Below are 16,483 nucleotides of genomic sequence, written 5' to 3' on the forward strand. Positions count from 1 at the left end.
AGGGCAAAGATATGCAAAAGCTCATAGCAAATGCGGGCCATACCTTGCTTTATCTACCTCCATATTCTCCAAACCTCAATCCTATAGAGAAAAAATGGGTTCAAGCTAAACAAATACGACGCGCAAATCAATGCTCTATTGACGAACTATTTAACACATATATGACATGACATTTTATGACGGATTAGATATATAAGCATCACATTACCAATAGGTAAAGGTGTTGTTATGTGACCTTGTGACTACACTCTCTAGTGATTTTATGAAATATTAGCCTCATTATGTGTTATGGTAATATAGATGTACATTACACGCTATGAAGATAATTTATCAGGAGCTATTAATCTAGATTGCAAAATTTTTATGCGCACAATTTCCATAAACACAACTCTTTTGGCAATATTGTAGTGTTAACATTTTATAATGAAGCTGCTTCTTATAAATCTTTTTTAAAAAAGCGTAAAAATTATTACTCATTAATTTGTATTAGTAGCTACGATTTTGATGAATGCTTCTATAATTTTTTGATTGCAAGGCAGTAATAACGCTCCATTATTAACAACTATAGATCCTTCTGTTGTAGCATCGAGCTCATATTTTTCTAAAATATCCATAGCATTAGGGAAAGATGAGTATTCTGGATGCCATTGGATACCTACAATAAACTTGCCATTCCCTATCATCTCTATAGACGTAACAAAGTTATCTGGTGCATAAGAAGTGGCAACAAAGCCAGTACCTAATCTATCGACGCATTGTTTATGGCTGCTATTGACAATTATCCTATCCCTTTTCAATACACTATATAACCATGAATCTTGTAGTATACTTATATTATGAAATGCACATAGATCTGATGGTGATTCTGGTCTCCTTTTTATATGTTCATTTTCCATTTTTTGGAATAAAGTTCCACCGAATATTACGTTTAGTAATTGTTCCCCGTTGCATATACCCAATACTGGTTTTTGAGATTCTATAAATTTCCGTGCTATGCGTATTTCAAAATTTTCACGTATTTTATTGATTCTGCATCCGGCTATCGGCTTTTGCCCGTATAGAGCCGGATCTACATCTAGCGAGCCACCCATTATCATCAAGCCATCACAAGTTTGATGATAATATTCCGCTACCATTTCTTTCAATTCATCCGTTGTAACAAAAGCCCCCACAGGCAGCCCACCTCCTTTTAGGATAGAGCTAACAACAGCATCTGAAAAATTTTGCTGATCTCTATGATGCCCACCATCATGCTGTGTATACCCTGAAATTACTGCAATTTTAGGTCTAGAAAACAGTGCACCGGCTGAATGATTCATCTAAATCACCGCTATAAAAACCATAATATAGTTATATAAGGTATATGGTTAGAGGGATACATTGTCCATTATATAATTCAAAAAACCAACTTCGCCCTTATGGTTAAAAGCTTTGGCTATCTCAAGATATTGATTAATTATCAGCGCCTTATCTGTGCTTTTAAGAAATATAATCTCGAAAGATGATAATTTCAAAATCGCTTTTAATACCATGCCTAATCTTTCAAATCGCCAGTTAGGGGATAAATGCCTTTCTATACAAGGCTCAATTATATGCGATTTTTCTATAACACCATATACCAATTTATTGACATCCTCTGGAGTACCCCTCATATTTTCACATCTTTTCATGAAGGCGGTTGTAGAATCAATAGTAACAGTTTCATGAGTAACCATAACGTGATAAAGGTACTGTATTGCTGCAAACCTAGTGGCTCTATCCATATACGAGTTATAAAATACTGTTAGTTATTATATCTAGAAATAAAATTATTGCTGGTAGCACTGTTGCCTTGTGATCTGAGCTTCATAAGCTGTATACAGGAAGATGCGGCATCTAGATATATAGCGCCGACCTTTCTATTAGCTTCATCTAAATTTTTCGCATGGCATATACCAATGCCAACAGGCATATAATATTGCATGCTTAAATCACCCATACCTCTGTATGCTTCCTGTACTGAAATAAGTGCATTATAATCAAGTTCATCTATGACGCATCCAAGCGCAATAGCGCCTATATAATCCACGAATTCAAGACTTATGGCCGCAGCGCAAGGTATAGAAAGCACATTGCGAGTCTCAACTTTTTCATAACACATGTCCATTTGCTTGAGTAAATCTAAAACTGGGCATAAAGCACCATATGAAATATCACCGTTAGCTCTAGACTCTATGATCAAGACCTTATGATCACTCATTTTAATAATAAACCATATAACCAGGGTACGGACGAAGGGACTTGAACCCTTAAGCCAAAGGCGCTAGGTCCTAAACCTAGTGCGTCTACCATTCCGCCACGTCCGTAGCATATACTCATTTTGCGGATAAAACACCCTATTGCAAAACAAAGCAATATTATATACTACAGCCATAAAATATATTCCAGAAGTAATTTTTATGGCTTATGTTGTTACGGAGAAATGCATCAGGTGTAAATACACGGATTGTGTTGATGTGTGTCCTGTAGATTGTTTTTTTGAGGGCGAAAAAATGCTAGTCATCAACCCACAAGAGTGCATAGATTGTGGGGTTTGTGAGCCAGAATGCCCTGTTGGCGCTATAGTCTTTGCCGATGATACAAGTTTAAAAATGCAAGAAATTAATGCTATATATTCAGCTAAGTGGAAAAGAATTATATCTAAAAAACCTCCGTTACAAGATGCTGATAAATATAAGAATGAAGAAGGGAAGTTTGAAAAATATTTTCACATAGATGAAGGTGAAAATTAATTTCTACTATTTTTATTATTTTAACTTGCTAATTTTGATGCGATAGGCATCTGATTTATTTCTAATATACAAATGTTACTCAGTAAGTATTTTTTACCAACTTTAAAACATGATCCTTCTGGTGCACATATAGCATCACATAAGCTCATGCTTCGTGCCGGGATGATAAGACAGATTTCAACTGGTATATACTCATGGTTACCACTTGGTGTAAAAATATTGAGTAAAATTACAAACATAGTCAAAAAGCGCATGGAAGAGATAGGGGCATTAGAAGTGATGTTGCCACTTGTACAACCTGCGCAATTATGGAGAGATTCTGGAAGGTTTTGTGAAGGAAAGGGGCTAGGTGGAGAAATGCTATGTGCAAAAGATAGCTCTGGTCAAGAGATGCTGATTGCGCCATCTGCTGAGGAGGTGGCTTCATATGTTACATTGCAAAATATACAGTCTTATAAAGAATTACCAAAGGTAATTTATCAAGTGTCATGGAAGTTTAGGGATGAAATAAGACCGAGGCACGGTGTTATGCGCTGTAGAGAATTCTTAATGAAAGACGCATATTCATTTCATCATAACCTGGATTGTGCGCAAAACTGGTATGAGAGATTTCTAAACGCATATCTGAGAATTTATAGAGATATGGGCTTGCAAGCTATACCAGTGTTGGCTGATTCTGGTGATATGGGCGGAGAGCTAAACCACGAATTTCATGTGCTATCAAGCCAAGGAGAAAGCACCATATATTACAATGAATCAATTATTAGTGCTATAGAAAAAGAAATTTCACTACAAGATCTTGGGAAGTTTTATGCGGTGAGTTCAGATGTATTAGATGAAAATAAGAAAGAGGGCCTTATAAAATGTACTAGTGTTGAGGTGGGTCATATCTTCATACAAGGTGATAAATATACGCAAAATCATAAAATACAAAATGAGCAAGGCGTTTTGTTTAGCCCTATAACCTGTGCTTATGGAGTTGGTATTTCGCGTATTATTGGTTTAATTATAGAAAATAACCACGATACTAATGGGATAATTTGGCCTAAGGAAGTGGCTCCATTTGATTTATATGTAACAAGCCTGAGGAACTCGGATGAAAAATGTAAAGAGATGTTTTATAGGCTTAAGGCTATGTTAGATGAAACTGGACTGCAGGTATTGTATGATGATTTAGATGATAGTGCGGGTTCAAAATTCTCCAGGGCTGATCTTTTAGGCATGCCGGTTCAAATCATAATAAGCCCTAGAAATTCTACTTCAAATAGTCTTGAAGTAAAAGATAGAAAAACTGGTGAGGTTAATATAATTAGTATTGATAGAATTTTAGATTGGGTGAAGGCGTGTTAATACTTGGAATCGAGACTAGCTGTGATGATACGTGCGTTGCTATTATTGATGATCATAGAAAAATTCTTTCTAATTGTAGGTATTCACAAATAAAAGAGCATCAGCGCTTTGGTGGTGTTGTTCCTGAGATTGCGGCAAGAAATCATTTAGAGTTACTACCAGGTATATTTAAGCAAGCATTATTAGATGCAAATATTGCATCTAATAATATAGATATAGTTGCCGCAACAGCTGGGCCTGGATTGATAGGTGGTCTGATCACAGGTTTTATTTTTGCCAAAACCATATCAAGCTGTTTAGGTAAAACTTTTTACGGCATTAATCATTTAGAAGGGCATATATTAACACCTAGGCTCACACATGCTATAAGGTTTCCATATCTAGCGCTGCTGGCTTCAGGTGGGCATTTACAAATAGTATGGGTAAGAAATATAGCGGACTATCAGATCTTATCCTCCACAGTAGATGATTCCGCAGGAGAGTCTTTTGATAAGGTGGCTAAAATGTTGGGTCTTAGTTATCCAGGTGGTCCCAATATAGAGAAGCTGGCAAAGTTAGGTGATGAAAGGCGTTTTAAGATGCCTATGCCTATGTGTACAAAAGATGAGTTAAATTTCTCGTTTTCTGGATTAAAAACTTTTGTTCGAGGCTTGATCTCCAAGTCTGATTTAGCTTTAGATTCTAACGATATATGTGCATCATTTCAAAAGACTGTATGCGATATATTTGAATATAAAATCTTGCAGGCCATTTCTTTAATAAAAAATGAGAAAGTTGAGCGCTTTGCATTGGTAGGTGGAGTTGCGGCAAATTCGTATATTAGGTACAGATTAAAATATGTTTTACAAAGTAATGGCATATTATGCACACTGCCAGATATTCAGCTATGCACAGATAATGCCGCAATGATTGCATGGGTAGCGTGTGATAGGTATGTAAATGGAGTTAGGCATGATAACAATTCACAGCCTGTTCCAAGGTGGCCTCTACATGAGGTTATGTAAAAATCTTCATAGAACTAACTGATAATAAAAGAATCGCAATTTTTAAAATATTTTGATTATCCTTAAGTTAAATTTTGTAAAGGTTTTTAGTAACCAATTATTTTATAATTGGTTACTAATCCGTCAAATATAAGCAATTTTCTTATACAGAAAGCTTAATTAGCTTTCTAGTTATATGATCTGCGATATATGGGGTGAGATTTCAAAATTGAGAAATGATTATAATCAAAATTAATAAAATATTAGTTCAATATAAATCTGATATTCATAGAATTTTGGTTTTCTTTACCAAAAAATTTTGACAATGCAGATAGATATATGTATTTACTTCCTTCTAGTGGCAAGGTTTTGCTGCGGAATTTGAACATATTCGGTATAGGTTTTTGTTTATGAGTTCTGAAATAAAAAGTAGGGTAATACAGGTTGTGGCCTCAATAGCTGAGAGCAAATCTGGTACTACTGCAGATCAAATAACTTTGCAGACAGAATTTGGAAAGCTCGCTTTGGATAGTCTTGATTTTGTTGATTTAGTAATGAGATTGGAGGGAGAATTTAAAATTGAGATTTCTGATAGCGTTGCTTCAAAAATGAAAACTGTCGGGGATATTGTGGAGTATATACAATCTGCCCTGCATACAGAGAATGGCCAAAAGGAAGAGGCTTGATAATAGTTTAGATTTGTTATTTGCATGAGACGGGTTGTTATAACTGGGCTCGGAGCTCTTACTCCGTTGGGTCTTTCATCACAATCTTCTTGGGATGCTGTTATTGATTCAAAGAGTGGTATTTCTGAGATAACGGATGACGTGTTGCGCGTTTCAGACCTGCCTGTAAGAATTGGCGGATTAGTCAAAAATGCAGATAAGGCTGAAGGGTGGCCTAAAGGTTCAGAAAGAAGGATGGATAGGTTTATGCAGCTTGCAATAGCAGCAGCTTCGCAGGCTGTGGTTGATTCAGGTATCCATTCTTTAAGTGAAGATGAAAAACAGGATATTTCTGTATGTGTTGGCTCTGGGATAGGTGGTATAGCCACAGTTGAGCAGGGCGCACTTACATTGGAAAATGAAGGATATAGGAGAATTTCACCGTTTTTTGTACCTGCCAGTATAATTAATCTTGCAGCTGGGCACATAGCGCTCAATTTTGGATTTAAGGGGCCAAACATATGCTACTCTACAGCATGTTCAAGTGGTGCACATGCAATAGGTGAGGCATATTTATCCATAAAAAATGGCCAAACCCAAATCTCTGTATCTGGTGGCTCGGAGTCATGTATGTGTAGATTGGGCATAGCTGGATTTTTTGCAGCAAGAGCTCTTTCTGTAAGGAATTCAGATCCGCAAAAAGCCTCTAGGCCGTGGGATAGAGGTAGAGATGGTTTTGTAATGTCTGAGGGTGCTGGATTTTTAATTTTAGAAGAATTAGAGCATGCAAAGAAAAGAGGTGCCAAAATATATGCGGAAATTTGTGGATATGGTGCAACGGCCGATGCTCATCACATAACCGCTCCAGATCCTGAAGGTAAAGGGGCCTATGAGGCTATGAAGCTTTGCTGTGAATCTGCGCGCATTAACACTGATGAAATTTCTTACATTAACGCTCACGGTACATCTACCCCTTTAGGGGATAAAGTAGAGATATTAGCTATTAAAAGACTCTTTAATGATGATGCTAAACGTATAGCTATCTCTTCAACCAAATCTTCTATTGGCCATCTACTTGGGGCTGCAGGTAGTGTAGAGGCTATTTTCTCAATATATTCTATATATAATTCGGTACTACCACCAACTCTTAACCTTGATGATCCAGATGAAGGTTTTGATCTTGATTTTGTGCCGCACATATCAAGGGAAATGGATGTAAATATAGCCATGTCTAATTCTTTTGGTTTTGGTGGTACAAACGCCTCATTATTATTTAAAAAATATAAATAGAAAAGGGTCTACCATAGAAGGGTAGCTTACTTTACGAATTGGTGACTCTTTTTAATAACTGATAGCTTTTTGTATTTTGTCATTCTCTCCAAAATATGGTAATGCTAAAGAAGGATAAATATAACGACATAAAGTAGATGATATAAAGCTTGTGCAACAAGAATGAGCAGGTGGAATGAAATTATCTTGTTGATAAACTAGGAGAGGAATGTATGAAAGTAGGAATATATTGAAAATTCTAGGCACAAATTGAGCAAAACCTATAAAATTGATCCTATACCCCATTAGGGGTTTTATAGCCCAATACTTTTCTTGGCAAGTTATTCGAAAGAAGTCTATTGAGTTAAGTGTAGTAGAATGAAACGTTATATAATCTTTGAGTTAAATGAAAGAGATGTTTTATAGCATCATATAAAAATGTTGCTTATTTTATCTTTAACCAACATCTTCATATTAGTCAAAAATCTCTGAATTTAAATCCTGAGAATAAGATGATGAAAAAATCATATCTTTAACAGATTCAATATACTTGACAGTGCCAAAAATTTATAGTTCCCATGAAGATGATATGCGTTATTTGGTAAAATATTATTTAAATATCGAGATAAATTTCCCAAAAGGGGTACAAGCCTCACGTGAATGAGGCCAACAACATTATACAAGAACAATGCTGTTGCTGTTCCCTGCCTCGATGCTTTGATGTGCCTTTTGTACATCCGCAAGTTGATATTGTTCTATTGCTGGTATTTTTACTTTATCATGTCCTAATAATGCAAAAACCTCTGAGGCGCTAAGTATGAGCTCCATCCTATTATTTTTATAATCAAAAATAGATGGTGATGTTATAAAGATTGATTTTCTAAAAATTTGTTCAAAATCTATTTTTCCTATACTTCCTGTGCCGCGCCCATATGATATCAAAAGGCCTAATCTAGAGAGGACTTTGATGGATTTTGCAAATGTTATTCTACCTACTAAGTCATATACGGCTTTAACACCAGTACCAGATGTATAATCAATAAGTTCTTTATCCCAATTTTCTGAATTATAATTCATGACATGGCTGCATCCTATACTCAAAGCCATTTGTCTGTGCTCATCATTTGCAACCGTTCCTATCACTCTAACATCTTTGTTTATACATGCCCACTGTACAAGAATTTGGTTTAGTGGATTTGCCACATCATGTACTAGTATAGTAAAGCCTTCACGAATTAAAAACGCTCTGAAGAGCAAATAATGGGCGGAAAGTGCTTTGAAAAATACTGAAGCGGCTGTTATTTCATCTATTTCCTTTGGTAATTTTATTATATATCTTGATGATATACATCTCTTACTGCAGTATGCTCCAAGTGGACCTGTTGCGTATACAACTTTATCACCAATATTAAAGCCAGAAACATTATTACCAACCTCTTCTATTATTCCCGCTGCCTCAAATCCTATTGGGTTTTTACCTTTGGAGAGTATAAAGGCTCCGCTTCTATACAGTATATCTATATCATTAACTCCAATTGCTACTTGCCTAAGTAACACTTCATCTTCTTTTGGTTTAATATCTTCGGTTTTCTCCAAAAATAATACGCTAGAATCTCCGGAGTTAGAAAAAAATACAGCTTCATACATATGTTACTAAAATACCAAATAATTTTTTATTTTTTTATAATCAAATAATTCAGATGTCTTGCCAATAGCCGCAAAAGTAACCAGATTATCCTTTAATATATTCTTCATCATGTTTTTTAGATCTTCGATGGTGACGGAATTGATCTTGGCTACACTATTTTCAATAGGAATAATAGTTTGAAATAATGAATAGAGTCTTGATAACCTTTCGGCTCTACTAGAAGTACTCTCTCTAGACATTAAGAGACCAGATTTCAATTGCGCTTTTGCGATTTCTAGTTCTTGTTCATCTATGTTTTCAGTCATGGAAAGCAATTGTTCTGAGATAATCTTTATAACCTCATTTGCATTAGAGGGGCTGGAAGCGAAATAAGTGCTGAATAATCCCGTATCCATATGATTATACCCAAAAGATGATATGTGATAAGCAAGTCCCCTTTTTTCTCTAACTTCTTTAAATAGCCTAGATGACATGCCGCCGCCTAGCACAGTGGTAAGAATTTTTTGTATATAATAATAATCGCTACTAGAAGAAGCTCCTGGTAAGCCAATTGCAACATGTATTTGTTGAAGATCTTTCTCAAGTCTTACATCGCCACCAGTATAGCTTCCAGAAATAAAGTCTTTATTAGCCTTTTCCTGTAAAACATCAAATTTCTCTTCAACCAGCTTATGTAATTCTTGATGAGAAACATTACCGGCTGCAGATATAAACATTGTATTGCATCCATACCTATTATTTACGTAGGAAACAAGATCGTCTCTAGAGACGTTTAGTATTAGTTCTTTAGTTCCTATTATAGGCATTCCTAATGGTTGATTACTGAAAGCTTGTTGATGGTATATATCGAAAAGTTTTTGAGAAGGTTCATCTTCTGTCTTTAAATATTCCTCTAATATAGGTCCTCTTTCTTTCTCCAATTCAGTTTTGGGGAATGTAGAATATTGTATTATGTCAGATAATATATCAACAGCTCTTGTTAAATGCTCTTTCAATACTTTTAGAAAGTATACAGTGGTTTCTTTGCTTGTATATGCATTAAAATACCCTCCCATTAATGAAAATTCATTTGATATCATTTCCCAAGTTCTTGTTTTTGTACCTTTAAAGGCCATGTGTTCTATAATATGTGATATTCCACTTGTTTTTTCATTTTCATGCCTACTTCCTACCTCAACATATACTTCGAGCGAAATTGAATCAACATCACGCATCTCATCGCTCAAAACTACTAAACCCCTTCGAGTTTTAGAAATATTTTCCATAATACAAAACTACAACAAAGATGAGACTGATAGCAGCTTTTATATGCTCTTTCAACACGAGCGCAATTTAGGCTAGCAACATTTTACAAAGCTGTAAATCTTAAAAAATAATTCAGATTTTTCATAAGGTTTTGAGTATACGGTATAGAATTTATACTTATAAATTCTTATCGTTTTATTACATGTCTTTAAAGAGAATTTTTAGTGAGATGTATACACTTGGATTTTAAATACCTTATAAATCTTGTCATTTATCAAATTGTTAAAATGGCATAGTATTAACAATTATTGAATGATCTTCTTGAGAGTTGCGGGAAAGTAGTTTATGACTTTGTTATTGTAGGCTGTTTTGTTCTAAAGATGGATATACACGAGTACCAAGCAAAGGAGATATTGCGTGATTACGGCGTTAAAACGCCGTCTGGTTTTTTGGTTCACTCGGCTGCTGAGTTGATGGACTTTAAAGATGAGCTAGTTGGAAAGAGTGTAGTTGTTGTAAAAGCTCAAGTTCATGCAGGGGGGCGTGGTAAAGCAGGTGGCATCAAACTTGTCACGGATATGTCAAAATTAGACTCTGTTGTGGAAGCGATGCTAGGCATGCGAATAATCACAAAGCAAACTGGGCTTGATGGCAAGATAGTTAGAAAAGTTTATATAGAAGATGGATCTAGTATAGAAAAAGAGTATTACGTGTCTGTTCTTTTAGATAGGGAAACTTCAAATATAGTCCTTGTAGCTTCAACAGAGGGCGGGATGGATATTGAAGAAGTTGCAGAACATTCGCCTGATAAGATAGCAAAAGTTTATGTTGATCCAACTATAGGTCTTCAAGGTTTTCATAAGAGAAATTTAGGTTTTGCCTTAGGCTTTTCTGGACAGGAATTTAAGGATTTCAGTGCTATAATAGATGGTATATACAGAGCTTTTATAGAGAATGATGCTAACCAAATAGAGATCAATCCTCTAATTAAAACAAAAGAAGGTGAGCTTGTTGCGCTGGACGCTAAGATGTCTTTTGATTCTAACGCGCTTTATAGAAACAAACAAATTGTAGAGCTTGAAGATAAAGATGAGAGTGATCCATTAGAGGTGAGGGCGTCAGAATTTGATCTAAATTACATAAAAATGGATGGTAGTATAGGCTGCATGGTAAATGGTGCTGGTCTTGCAATGGCAACAATGGATATAATAAAAATGTATGGAGAATCTCCTGCTAACTTTTTGGATGTTGGTGGCGGTGCTACAGAGGATAAGGTAAGGGAGGCATTTAGGATTATTACTTCAGATAGTTCTGTTAAAGGTATATTGGTCAACATATTTGGTGGTATCATGAAGTGTGATATCATAGCAAGAGGTATAGTAGCTGCTGCATCTACCATATCTATTAAAGTTCCTCTTGTTGTCAGGCTTGAGGGGACGAATTCAGAAAAAGGTAAGTTAATACTTAAGGAATCAGGTATGAATATAGTACCTGCTGATGATCTTCAGGATGCTGCTTTGAAAATTGTACGAGCTGTTAGGTAATTTTATGTCTATATTGGTAAATTCTTCTACTAGAGTTATTTGTCAAGGCTTTACTGGCCAACAAGGGACTTTTCATTCTCAGCAAGCTATAGAATATGGAACGAACATGGTAGGTGGTGTGACTCCTGGAAAAGGGGGCGCAAAGCATCTTGGGTTGCCTGTTTTTAATACTGTACGTGATGCGGTGAACATTACTGGTGCAAATGCAACGGTAATATATGTTCCGCCAATGTTTGCGGCAGATGCAATACTAGAGGCGCTTGATTCTAGCATTGCATTAATAGTTTGCATCACTGAGGGAATACCCATACTTGATATGGTGAAGGTTAAGAAAGCTCTACAAAGATCTAACAGCATACTTATAGGGCCTAATTGTCCTGGTATAATCACACCAGGAGAGTGTAAGATAGGAATAATGCCTGGTTATATACATAAGAGAGGTAGTATCGGTATAGTATCGCGTTCTGGGACACTTACTTATGAAGCGGTTGCCCAGGTAACAGCGGAAGGTTTGGGGCAGTCTACATGTATAGGTATAGGTGGTGATCCTGTAAATGGCTTGAATTTTGAAGATGCGATCAGGATGTTCTTTGAAGATGATGAGACTGAGGCCGTTATAATGATAGGCGAAATAGGTGGAAACGCAGAAGTAAAAGGAGCTAGATTAGTTAAAGAATATGGCAATAAAAAGCCTGTTGTTGGGTTTATAGCTGGTGTTACTGCTCCTCCTGGAAGAAGGATGGGTCATGCTGGTGCGATAATATCAGGAGGTGATGATACTGCTGAGAGCAAGATATCTATAATGAAGGAATGTGGCATAGTTGTTGCTGAATCTCCTGCATTAATAGGAAAAGCAGTTGCAAAAGCTGTAGGTAAGTTATAGAAATATCATTCTTTAGCATTGGATAGTACTATCCGTGTATACTTAGATAATTGACAATGTATGTTTGGAGGTTTGCATGCTGTAGACATCATAATATTGGTGCTATTTTTGGGTTTTTGCCTTTATATGGGCTTAAAAAACTCCTCTGGTATAAGGAATATAACAGATTACGCTGTTGGTTCTAGAAATTTCCATGATGTCGTACTTATATCAACAATAATGGGAACTGCAATAAGTGCAAGTGCAACCACTGGAACTGTGGAAAAAATATATACGCACGGCATACTCTTTGCTATCTCAAGGATGTTTCTACCATTAACCTGGTGGGTAACAATGAAGCTCTACGCTCCTAGGATAGATAAGTTTAGAGGGTGTATATCAGTAAGTGATATGATGGCCAAAACTTATGGAGAGGTTGGAAGGTGGGTGACAAATGTTGCGGCTATACTTCTTGCTGTTTCTGCGGTTGCAGTTCAGGCGACAGCTTTTGGCTATACATTAAGTTACATAATGGGGGTGAACTTCCAAATAGGGATGATTGCTGGAATTATAATAATAACCCTCTATTCTGCTGCTGGTGGAGTTAAATCTGTAGCATTTACAGATGTTTTTCAGGTATGTGTTTTCCTTGTTGCAATACCTGCCGCATGTGCGTCTGCTTATAACGATTTAGGTGGATATCAAAACGTACTTGACAGTATTCCAGAAGAGCTTTTGACCATAACATTTACAAAAGAGAATATGATATTTTTTGTAAGTGCCGTCCTATATAGTATAATGCCATTAGGTGAGGGGGCATATTTTCAAAGATTTTTGATGGCTAAAAATGTTGCTCAGCTGGTTAGGGTGTTTAAGGTATTAACAATAATAACCACACCATTTATATTTCTTTTATGTCTTACTGGATTTTTGGTTAAGGCAAGGGTGCCGGATATAGATCCTTCCTATGCATTCACATATTTTGTTGCCAATTTTTTAACGATTGGTGTAAAGGGTATAGTAGTTGCGGGAATTATGGCGGTGATTATGTCTACTGCCGATTCATGGCTAAATACTGCTAGCGTTCTATGTGCTCATGATATAGCGAAAAGATTATATTTGAAATTTTTTAATATAGAGATAGATGGTAAAAAAGAGTTAAGAATTGCTAGGATATCACTTGTCGTTATTTCGGCAATTGCATGTATAATATCGTTATCTGAAAAGAGCGTTATGTCTCTTGCTTGGATGGCTGATAATTTTTGGCAGCCAATAGTTCTTATCCCAATAACAGCGGGATTCTTAGGATTTGGGACCAATACAAGATCATTTATTTTTTCTGTTATATTTGCAATAATATTTAATGTATTTGGCATTTATGTTGAAGGTGGTGAACTAGGATTATTTTCACTAATGATGGGGTTGTTGGGGAGTTTTGTAGGGTTGGTTGGGATGCATTATTTCCAAAAACTATTCATGGGGGTTAAGTTTTTGGAAAAAAAAGAAGAAAATAATAGGGTCTTTGCCTCGTTTGAGACTGGAAAAGGAGTGATGAGGCATCAAACTAGAACAGAAGTATCTACACCTTTATTAAAGAAGGTAGAGAATTTTATGATAAGGCAAGCAATGAGAAGTAAGTTGCGAAATTATGCGTTTTGCTTTGTCACGATAGTAAATTATATAATCCCGATGTTTAATAATAAGCTATCTGGAAATATATTGGCAGATTCCGTTATACATTTTAGAGTGCTTTCTATGCTATTTTGTGCAATTTTACTTGTAGTAGAGTTGTGGCCTAGTACTCTAAGGGAAAAATTTTATCATATATATTGGTATATTTGCCTATTATTTTGTCTTTCATTTGTGCCATGTTACACATTTTTTACTAGTGGAAGTGATGATTTTTTAATACTAAATTCAGTCTTATCTCTAATTCTACTATTTATCTTACTAGATCTTGCGAGTTTTATAACATTAATGTTTGTTGGTGTTGTACTATCATATTCGATGTATAAAATACTTGTTAGTTATAGCCCGATTTATGTAGAAGTTGAAACTTCTCATGATTTGTTTCTCCTTCTTTATTTGTATGCATCACTTAGCATAGTGATGATATTTTTTGTTAGAGGTAAAGAGAGGGAGCAGGAAAATAGAATGATGGAGTTGAGTGTTTTGAATGGTGCTATCGCGCATGAGATAAATGCTCCTATAGCAACTTCTGAAACTCTTGCATTTACACTTTTGGAGATAACGGAATCTGTAGAAGTGCATAACGAGGAAGATAACGTAAAAAGGGTTTCTATGGGTAATGAGGAATATGAGTTGTTATTTAACCATATACCAAAAGAAATATTAAGATCTATAAGTGAAGCAAGGAAGATTATACAGTTATTGTTTCAGTTAGTTAGGCAGAATTCATGTGAAAATTTTGAGATAATTTCAATAAGAGAAATAGTAAAAGAAGTTATTGATTCACCGTTCATAACTGCATTTCAAAGATCAAAGATACAATTTGATGAAAATATTGATTTTAGATTTAATGGTGATAGGCAGAGCATCAAACAAATAATAAGTAATGTTGTTAGGAATGCATTTAAGCATGGTGGGGAAGATGTTAATGTAGATATATGGGTTTTAGATAACAAGCTTCACATAAGAGATAATGGTGTAGGAATTGATGAGAAGACTGCGAAAAATATATTTAAGTCTTTTTATAGTAAGAAGGGTACATTAGGTATAGGGCTTCCATTTTCAAGTATTCTACTAAATTATATGGGTGGGGAAATAGAATGTTATTCTGAAGTTGGTATGTATACAGAGATAGTTGTGGTGCTTCCTGGAAATTTATAGGTATGTAATTCTAGCATCTAATCTTAACAAGAAATGAAATAACGATAATGTCTATCAAGGTAGTGCATTAAGTTGCGTAAAAATGTGGCTTTACACTTTTATAATGAATAGTATATTCTCACTCGGTGAAGTTTTTATATGTTTCTAATGGAGTTTGCTGTTTCCAGAGGTTCTTTACTTAAATCTCTTTCTAGACTTGCTTCTATAGTAGAGAAAAGAAGTGCCATACCTATTTTATCTAACGTAAAAGTAACGTTATTTAATCTCTCTATGCGTCTTCTTGCAACTGATATGGATCTTTATGTAGAAGATGAGATAGAGTTAGAAGAAAGTGTAGATAAATCTATATCTGTAACTGTGCCTATGCATATGTTTTTGGAGATTGTGAAGAGGGTGCCAGAGCATATAGATCTTATAACTATGATTTCGCATGAAAAAGATTCCTCGTTCGTTGAGGTTATGGCTGGAACGGCAAAGTGCAAGCTGCCATCGCTTCCTGCACAAGAGTTTCCCAGTATCATTAGTGAGGAATATTTATCTAAATTCAAGATAAGTGCAGAAAAATTGTATAATATCTTATCTACAACAAAATATGCTGCTCCAACGGAGGATACTCGCTATTACCTAAATGGGATATATATACACATATTGGAAAAGAATGGTGCACATATGCTAAGGGCAGTTTCTACTGATGGGCATAGAATGGCCTGTGCTGATACATTGGTTTCGGAGAATTCAAGAGAAATGCCGCCAGTTATAATTCCAAAAAAATCAGTTTTGGAGATACTGAGATTGCTCCCTGGTATTCAGGGTGAGATTGAGATAAGTGTCTCCAATAATATAATAGGTATTAATTTTGGTACAGTAAAGCTCGTTTCTAAACTAGTTGATGGTAAATTTTTAGATTATGCTAAAGCAATACCATCTATTAATAAAAAGATAGTAGTCATAGATTCCAAGGAGCTCAGAGATGCGATAAATTTAGTTAGTGCTGTATCATATGATAAATCTAAGGCTGTAAGGTTTAAGATAGCTCATGGGAAGATTACATTATTTGCAGAGAGTATATCAGATATAGGGGCGTGTGCTCAACAAGAAGTTAGTGTTGATTATAATAGCGATCAAGAATTAGATATAGCGTTTAATAGTAGGTATGTAATTGATGTTCTTGCCTCTATAGAGGATAAGATAGTCAAATTTTGCTTTGCGAACTCACAAGGGGCGGCGCTTGTATGTCCTATTGGGTCAGATGATAGTTTACATGTGATTATGCCTATGCAGCTGTGATCGGCTTAT

General features: G+C 35.5%; 14 protein-coding genes, 1 tRNA gene and 1 pseudogene. 10 read left to right on the forward strand and 6 right to left on the reverse strand.

Annotated elements, in window-relative coordinates:
• Nucleotides 1-11: 11 nt before the first annotated feature.
• A pseudogene (locus Cyrtocomes_RS06065) lies at nt 12-134 on the forward strand (transposase); the annotation flags it as partial.
• 342 nt (nt 135-476) lie between these two features.
• Here the strand turns inward: Cyrtocomes_RS06065 and Cyrtocomes_RS00285 are convergent.
• The 4 genes from Cyrtocomes_RS00285 to Cyrtocomes_RS00300 all read right to left on the reverse strand — a co-directional run bounded on the left by Cyrtocomes_RS00285 (nt 477) and on the right by Cyrtocomes_RS00300 (nt 2,345).
• Complete coding sequence (locus Cyrtocomes_RS00285) at nt 477-1,319, reverse strand: gamma-glutamyl-gamma-aminobutyrate hydrolase family protein (RefSeq protein ID WP_322497213.1); 843 nt, start codon at nt 1,317-1,319, stop codon at nt 477-479.
• A 48-nt stretch (nt 1,320-1,367) separates the two neighbouring features.
• Nucleotides 1,368-1,763: a transcription antitermination factor NusB gene (nusB, locus tag Cyrtocomes_RS00290; protein ID WP_322497214.1), complete on the reverse strand. Its 396-nt coding sequence runs from the start codon at nt 1,761-1,763 to the stop codon at nt 1,368-1,370.
• A gap of 20 nt (nt 1,764-1,783) precedes the next feature.
• Nucleotides 1,784-2,239: a 6,7-dimethyl-8-ribityllumazine synthase gene (locus tag Cyrtocomes_RS00295; protein ID WP_322497215.1), complete on the reverse strand. Its 456-nt coding sequence runs from the start codon at nt 2,237-2,239 to the stop codon at nt 1,784-1,786.
• Between the two features lie 26 nt (nt 2,240-2,265).
• Nucleotides 2,266-2,345, reverse strand: a tRNA-Leu gene (locus tag Cyrtocomes_RS00300).
• A 93-nt stretch (nt 2,346-2,438) separates the two neighbouring features.
• On the opposite strand from Cyrtocomes_RS00300, the gene fdxA reads away from it, so the two are divergent.
• The 5 genes from fdxA (at nt 2,439) to fabF (ending at nt 7,059) form a co-directional block, all read left to right on the forward strand.
• Entirely contained in the window at nt 2,439-2,771 is a 333-nt protein-coding gene (gene fdxA / locus Cyrtocomes_RS00305) for a ferredoxin FdxA (protein ID WP_322497216.1), read from the forward strand.
• Between the two features lie 72 nt (nt 2,772-2,843).
• Nucleotides 2,844-4,121 (forward strand): proline--tRNA ligase, encoded by a 1,278-nt coding sequence (locus tag Cyrtocomes_RS00310; protein WP_322497217.1) that lies wholly within the window; start codon nt 2,844-2,846, stop codon nt 4,119-4,121.
• Nucleotides 4,103-5,125 carry a tRNA (adenosine(37)-N6)-threonylcarbamoyltransferase complex transferase subunit TsaD gene (tsaD, locus tag Cyrtocomes_RS00315; protein WP_322497218.1) on the forward strand — a complete coding sequence of 341 codons (1,023 nt, stop codon included), beginning with the start codon at nt 4,103-4,105 and terminating at the stop codon, nt 5,123-5,125. The genes Cyrtocomes_RS00310 and tsaD overlap by 19 nt, the downstream gene beginning before the upstream one ends.
• A gap of 389 nt (nt 5,126-5,514) precedes the next feature.
• Nucleotides 5,515-5,790: an acyl carrier protein gene (gene acpP, locus Cyrtocomes_RS00320; RefSeq protein WP_322497219.1), complete on the forward strand. Its 276-nt coding sequence runs from the start codon at nt 5,515-5,517 to the stop codon at nt 5,788-5,790.
• A gap of 24 nt (nt 5,791-5,814) precedes the next feature.
• Nucleotides 5,815-7,059, forward strand: coding sequence for a beta-ketoacyl-ACP synthase II (fabF, locus tag Cyrtocomes_RS00325; protein WP_322497220.1), 1,245 nt, complete (start codon nt 5,815-5,817; stop codon nt 7,057-7,059).
• 654 nt (nt 7,060-7,713) lie between these two features.
• Here the strand turns inward: fabF and Cyrtocomes_RS00330 are convergent.
• Nucleotides 7,714-8,685 carry a zinc-binding dehydrogenase gene (locus Cyrtocomes_RS00330; RefSeq protein ID WP_322497221.1) on the reverse strand — a complete coding sequence of 324 codons (972 nt, stop codon included), beginning with the start codon at nt 8,683-8,685 and terminating at the stop codon, nt 7,714-7,716.
• A 6-nt stretch (nt 8,686-8,691) separates the two neighbouring features.
• Entirely contained in the window at nt 8,692-9,951 is a 1,260-nt protein-coding gene (locus tag Cyrtocomes_RS00335; RefSeq protein ID WP_322497222.1) for a M16 family metallopeptidase, read from the reverse strand.
• Between the two features lie 360 nt (nt 9,952-10,311).
• Here Cyrtocomes_RS00335 and sucC point away from each other — a divergent pair, with 360 nt between their 5' ends.
• The 4 genes from sucC (at nt 10,312) to dnaN (ending at nt 16,474) form a co-directional block, all read left to right on the forward strand.
• Complete coding sequence (gene sucC / locus Cyrtocomes_RS00340) at nt 10,312-11,475, forward strand: ADP-forming succinate--CoA ligase subunit beta (protein WP_322497253.1); 1,164 nt, start codon at nt 10,312-10,314, stop codon at nt 11,473-11,475.
• Nucleotides 11,476-11,479: 4 nt separating this feature from the next.
• The gene (gene sucD, locus Cyrtocomes_RS00345; protein ID WP_322497223.1) at nt 11,480-12,358 is read left to right on the forward strand and encodes a succinate--CoA ligase subunit alpha; all 879 of its coding nucleotides are present in this window, start codon (nt 11,480-11,482) and stop codon (nt 12,356-12,358) included.
• Between the two features lie 126 nt (nt 12,359-12,484).
• Entirely contained in the window at nt 12,485-15,187 is a 2,703-nt protein-coding gene (locus Cyrtocomes_RS00350) for a sensor histidine kinase (RefSeq protein ID WP_322497224.1), read from the forward strand.
• 147 nt (nt 15,188-15,334) lie between these two features.
• Complete coding sequence (dnaN, locus tag Cyrtocomes_RS00355; protein WP_322497225.1) at nt 15,335-16,474, forward strand: DNA polymerase III subunit beta; 1,140 nt, start codon at nt 15,335-15,337, stop codon at nt 16,472-16,474.
• Nucleotides 16,475-16,483: the final 9 nt, after the last annotated feature.

The organism is Candidatus Cyrtobacter comes, assembly GCF_034470605.1.
Classification (GTDB): Bacteria; Pseudomonadota; Alphaproteobacteria; order Rickettsiales; family Midichloriaceae; genus Cyrtobacter; species Cyrtobacter comes.

Bases quoted from the DNA above. Each gene is read 5' to 3' on its own strand.
- Cyrtocomes_RS00310 (WP_322497217.1), top strand. From the start codon at position 2,844: ATGTTACTCAGTAAGTATTTTTTACCAACTTTAAAACATGATCCTTCT.
- fabF (WP_322497220.1), top strand. From the start codon at position 5,815: ATGAGACGGGTTGTTATAACTGGGCTCGGAGCTCTTACTCCGTTGGGT.
- nusB (WP_322497214.1), bottom strand. From the start codon at position 1,763: ATGGATAGAGCCACTAGGTTTGCAGCAATACAGTACCTTTATCACGTT.
- Cyrtocomes_RS00335 (WP_322497222.1), bottom strand. From the start codon at position 9,951: ATGGAAAATATTTCTAAAACTCGAAGGGGTTTAGTAGTTTTGAGCGAT.
- Cyrtocomes_RS00330 (WP_322497221.1), bottom strand. From the start codon at position 8,685: ATGTATGAAGCTGTATTTTTTTCTAACTCCGGAGATTCTAGCGTATTA.
- dnaN (WP_322497225.1), top strand. From the start codon at position 15,335: ATGGAGTTTGCTGTTTCCAGAGGTTCTTTACTTAAATCTCTTTCTAGA.
- Cyrtocomes_RS00285 (WP_322497213.1), bottom strand. From the start codon at position 1,319: ATGAATCATTCAGCCGGTGCACTGTTTTCTAGACCTAAAATTGCAGTA.
- Cyrtocomes_RS00295 (WP_322497215.1), bottom strand. From the start codon at position 2,239: ATGAGTGATCATAAGGTCTTGATCATAGAGTCTAGAGCTAACGGTGAT.
- sucD (WP_322497223.1), top strand. From the start codon at position 11,480: ATGTCTATATTGGTAAATTCTTCTACTAGAGTTATTTGTCAAGGCTTT.
- Cyrtocomes_RS00350 (WP_322497224.1), top strand. From the start codon at position 12,485: ATGGGCTTAAAAAACTCCTCTGGTATAAGGAATATAACAGATTACGCT.
- sucC (WP_322497253.1), top strand. From the start codon at position 10,312: ATGGATATACACGAGTACCAAGCAAAGGAGATATTGCGTGATTACGGC.
- acpP (WP_322497219.1), top strand. From the start codon at position 5,515: ATGAGTTCTGAAATAAAAAGTAGGGTAATACAGGTTGTGGCCTCAATA.
- fdxA (WP_322497216.1), top strand. From the start codon at position 2,439: ATGGCTTATGTTGTTACGGAGAAATGCATCAGGTGTAAATACACGGAT.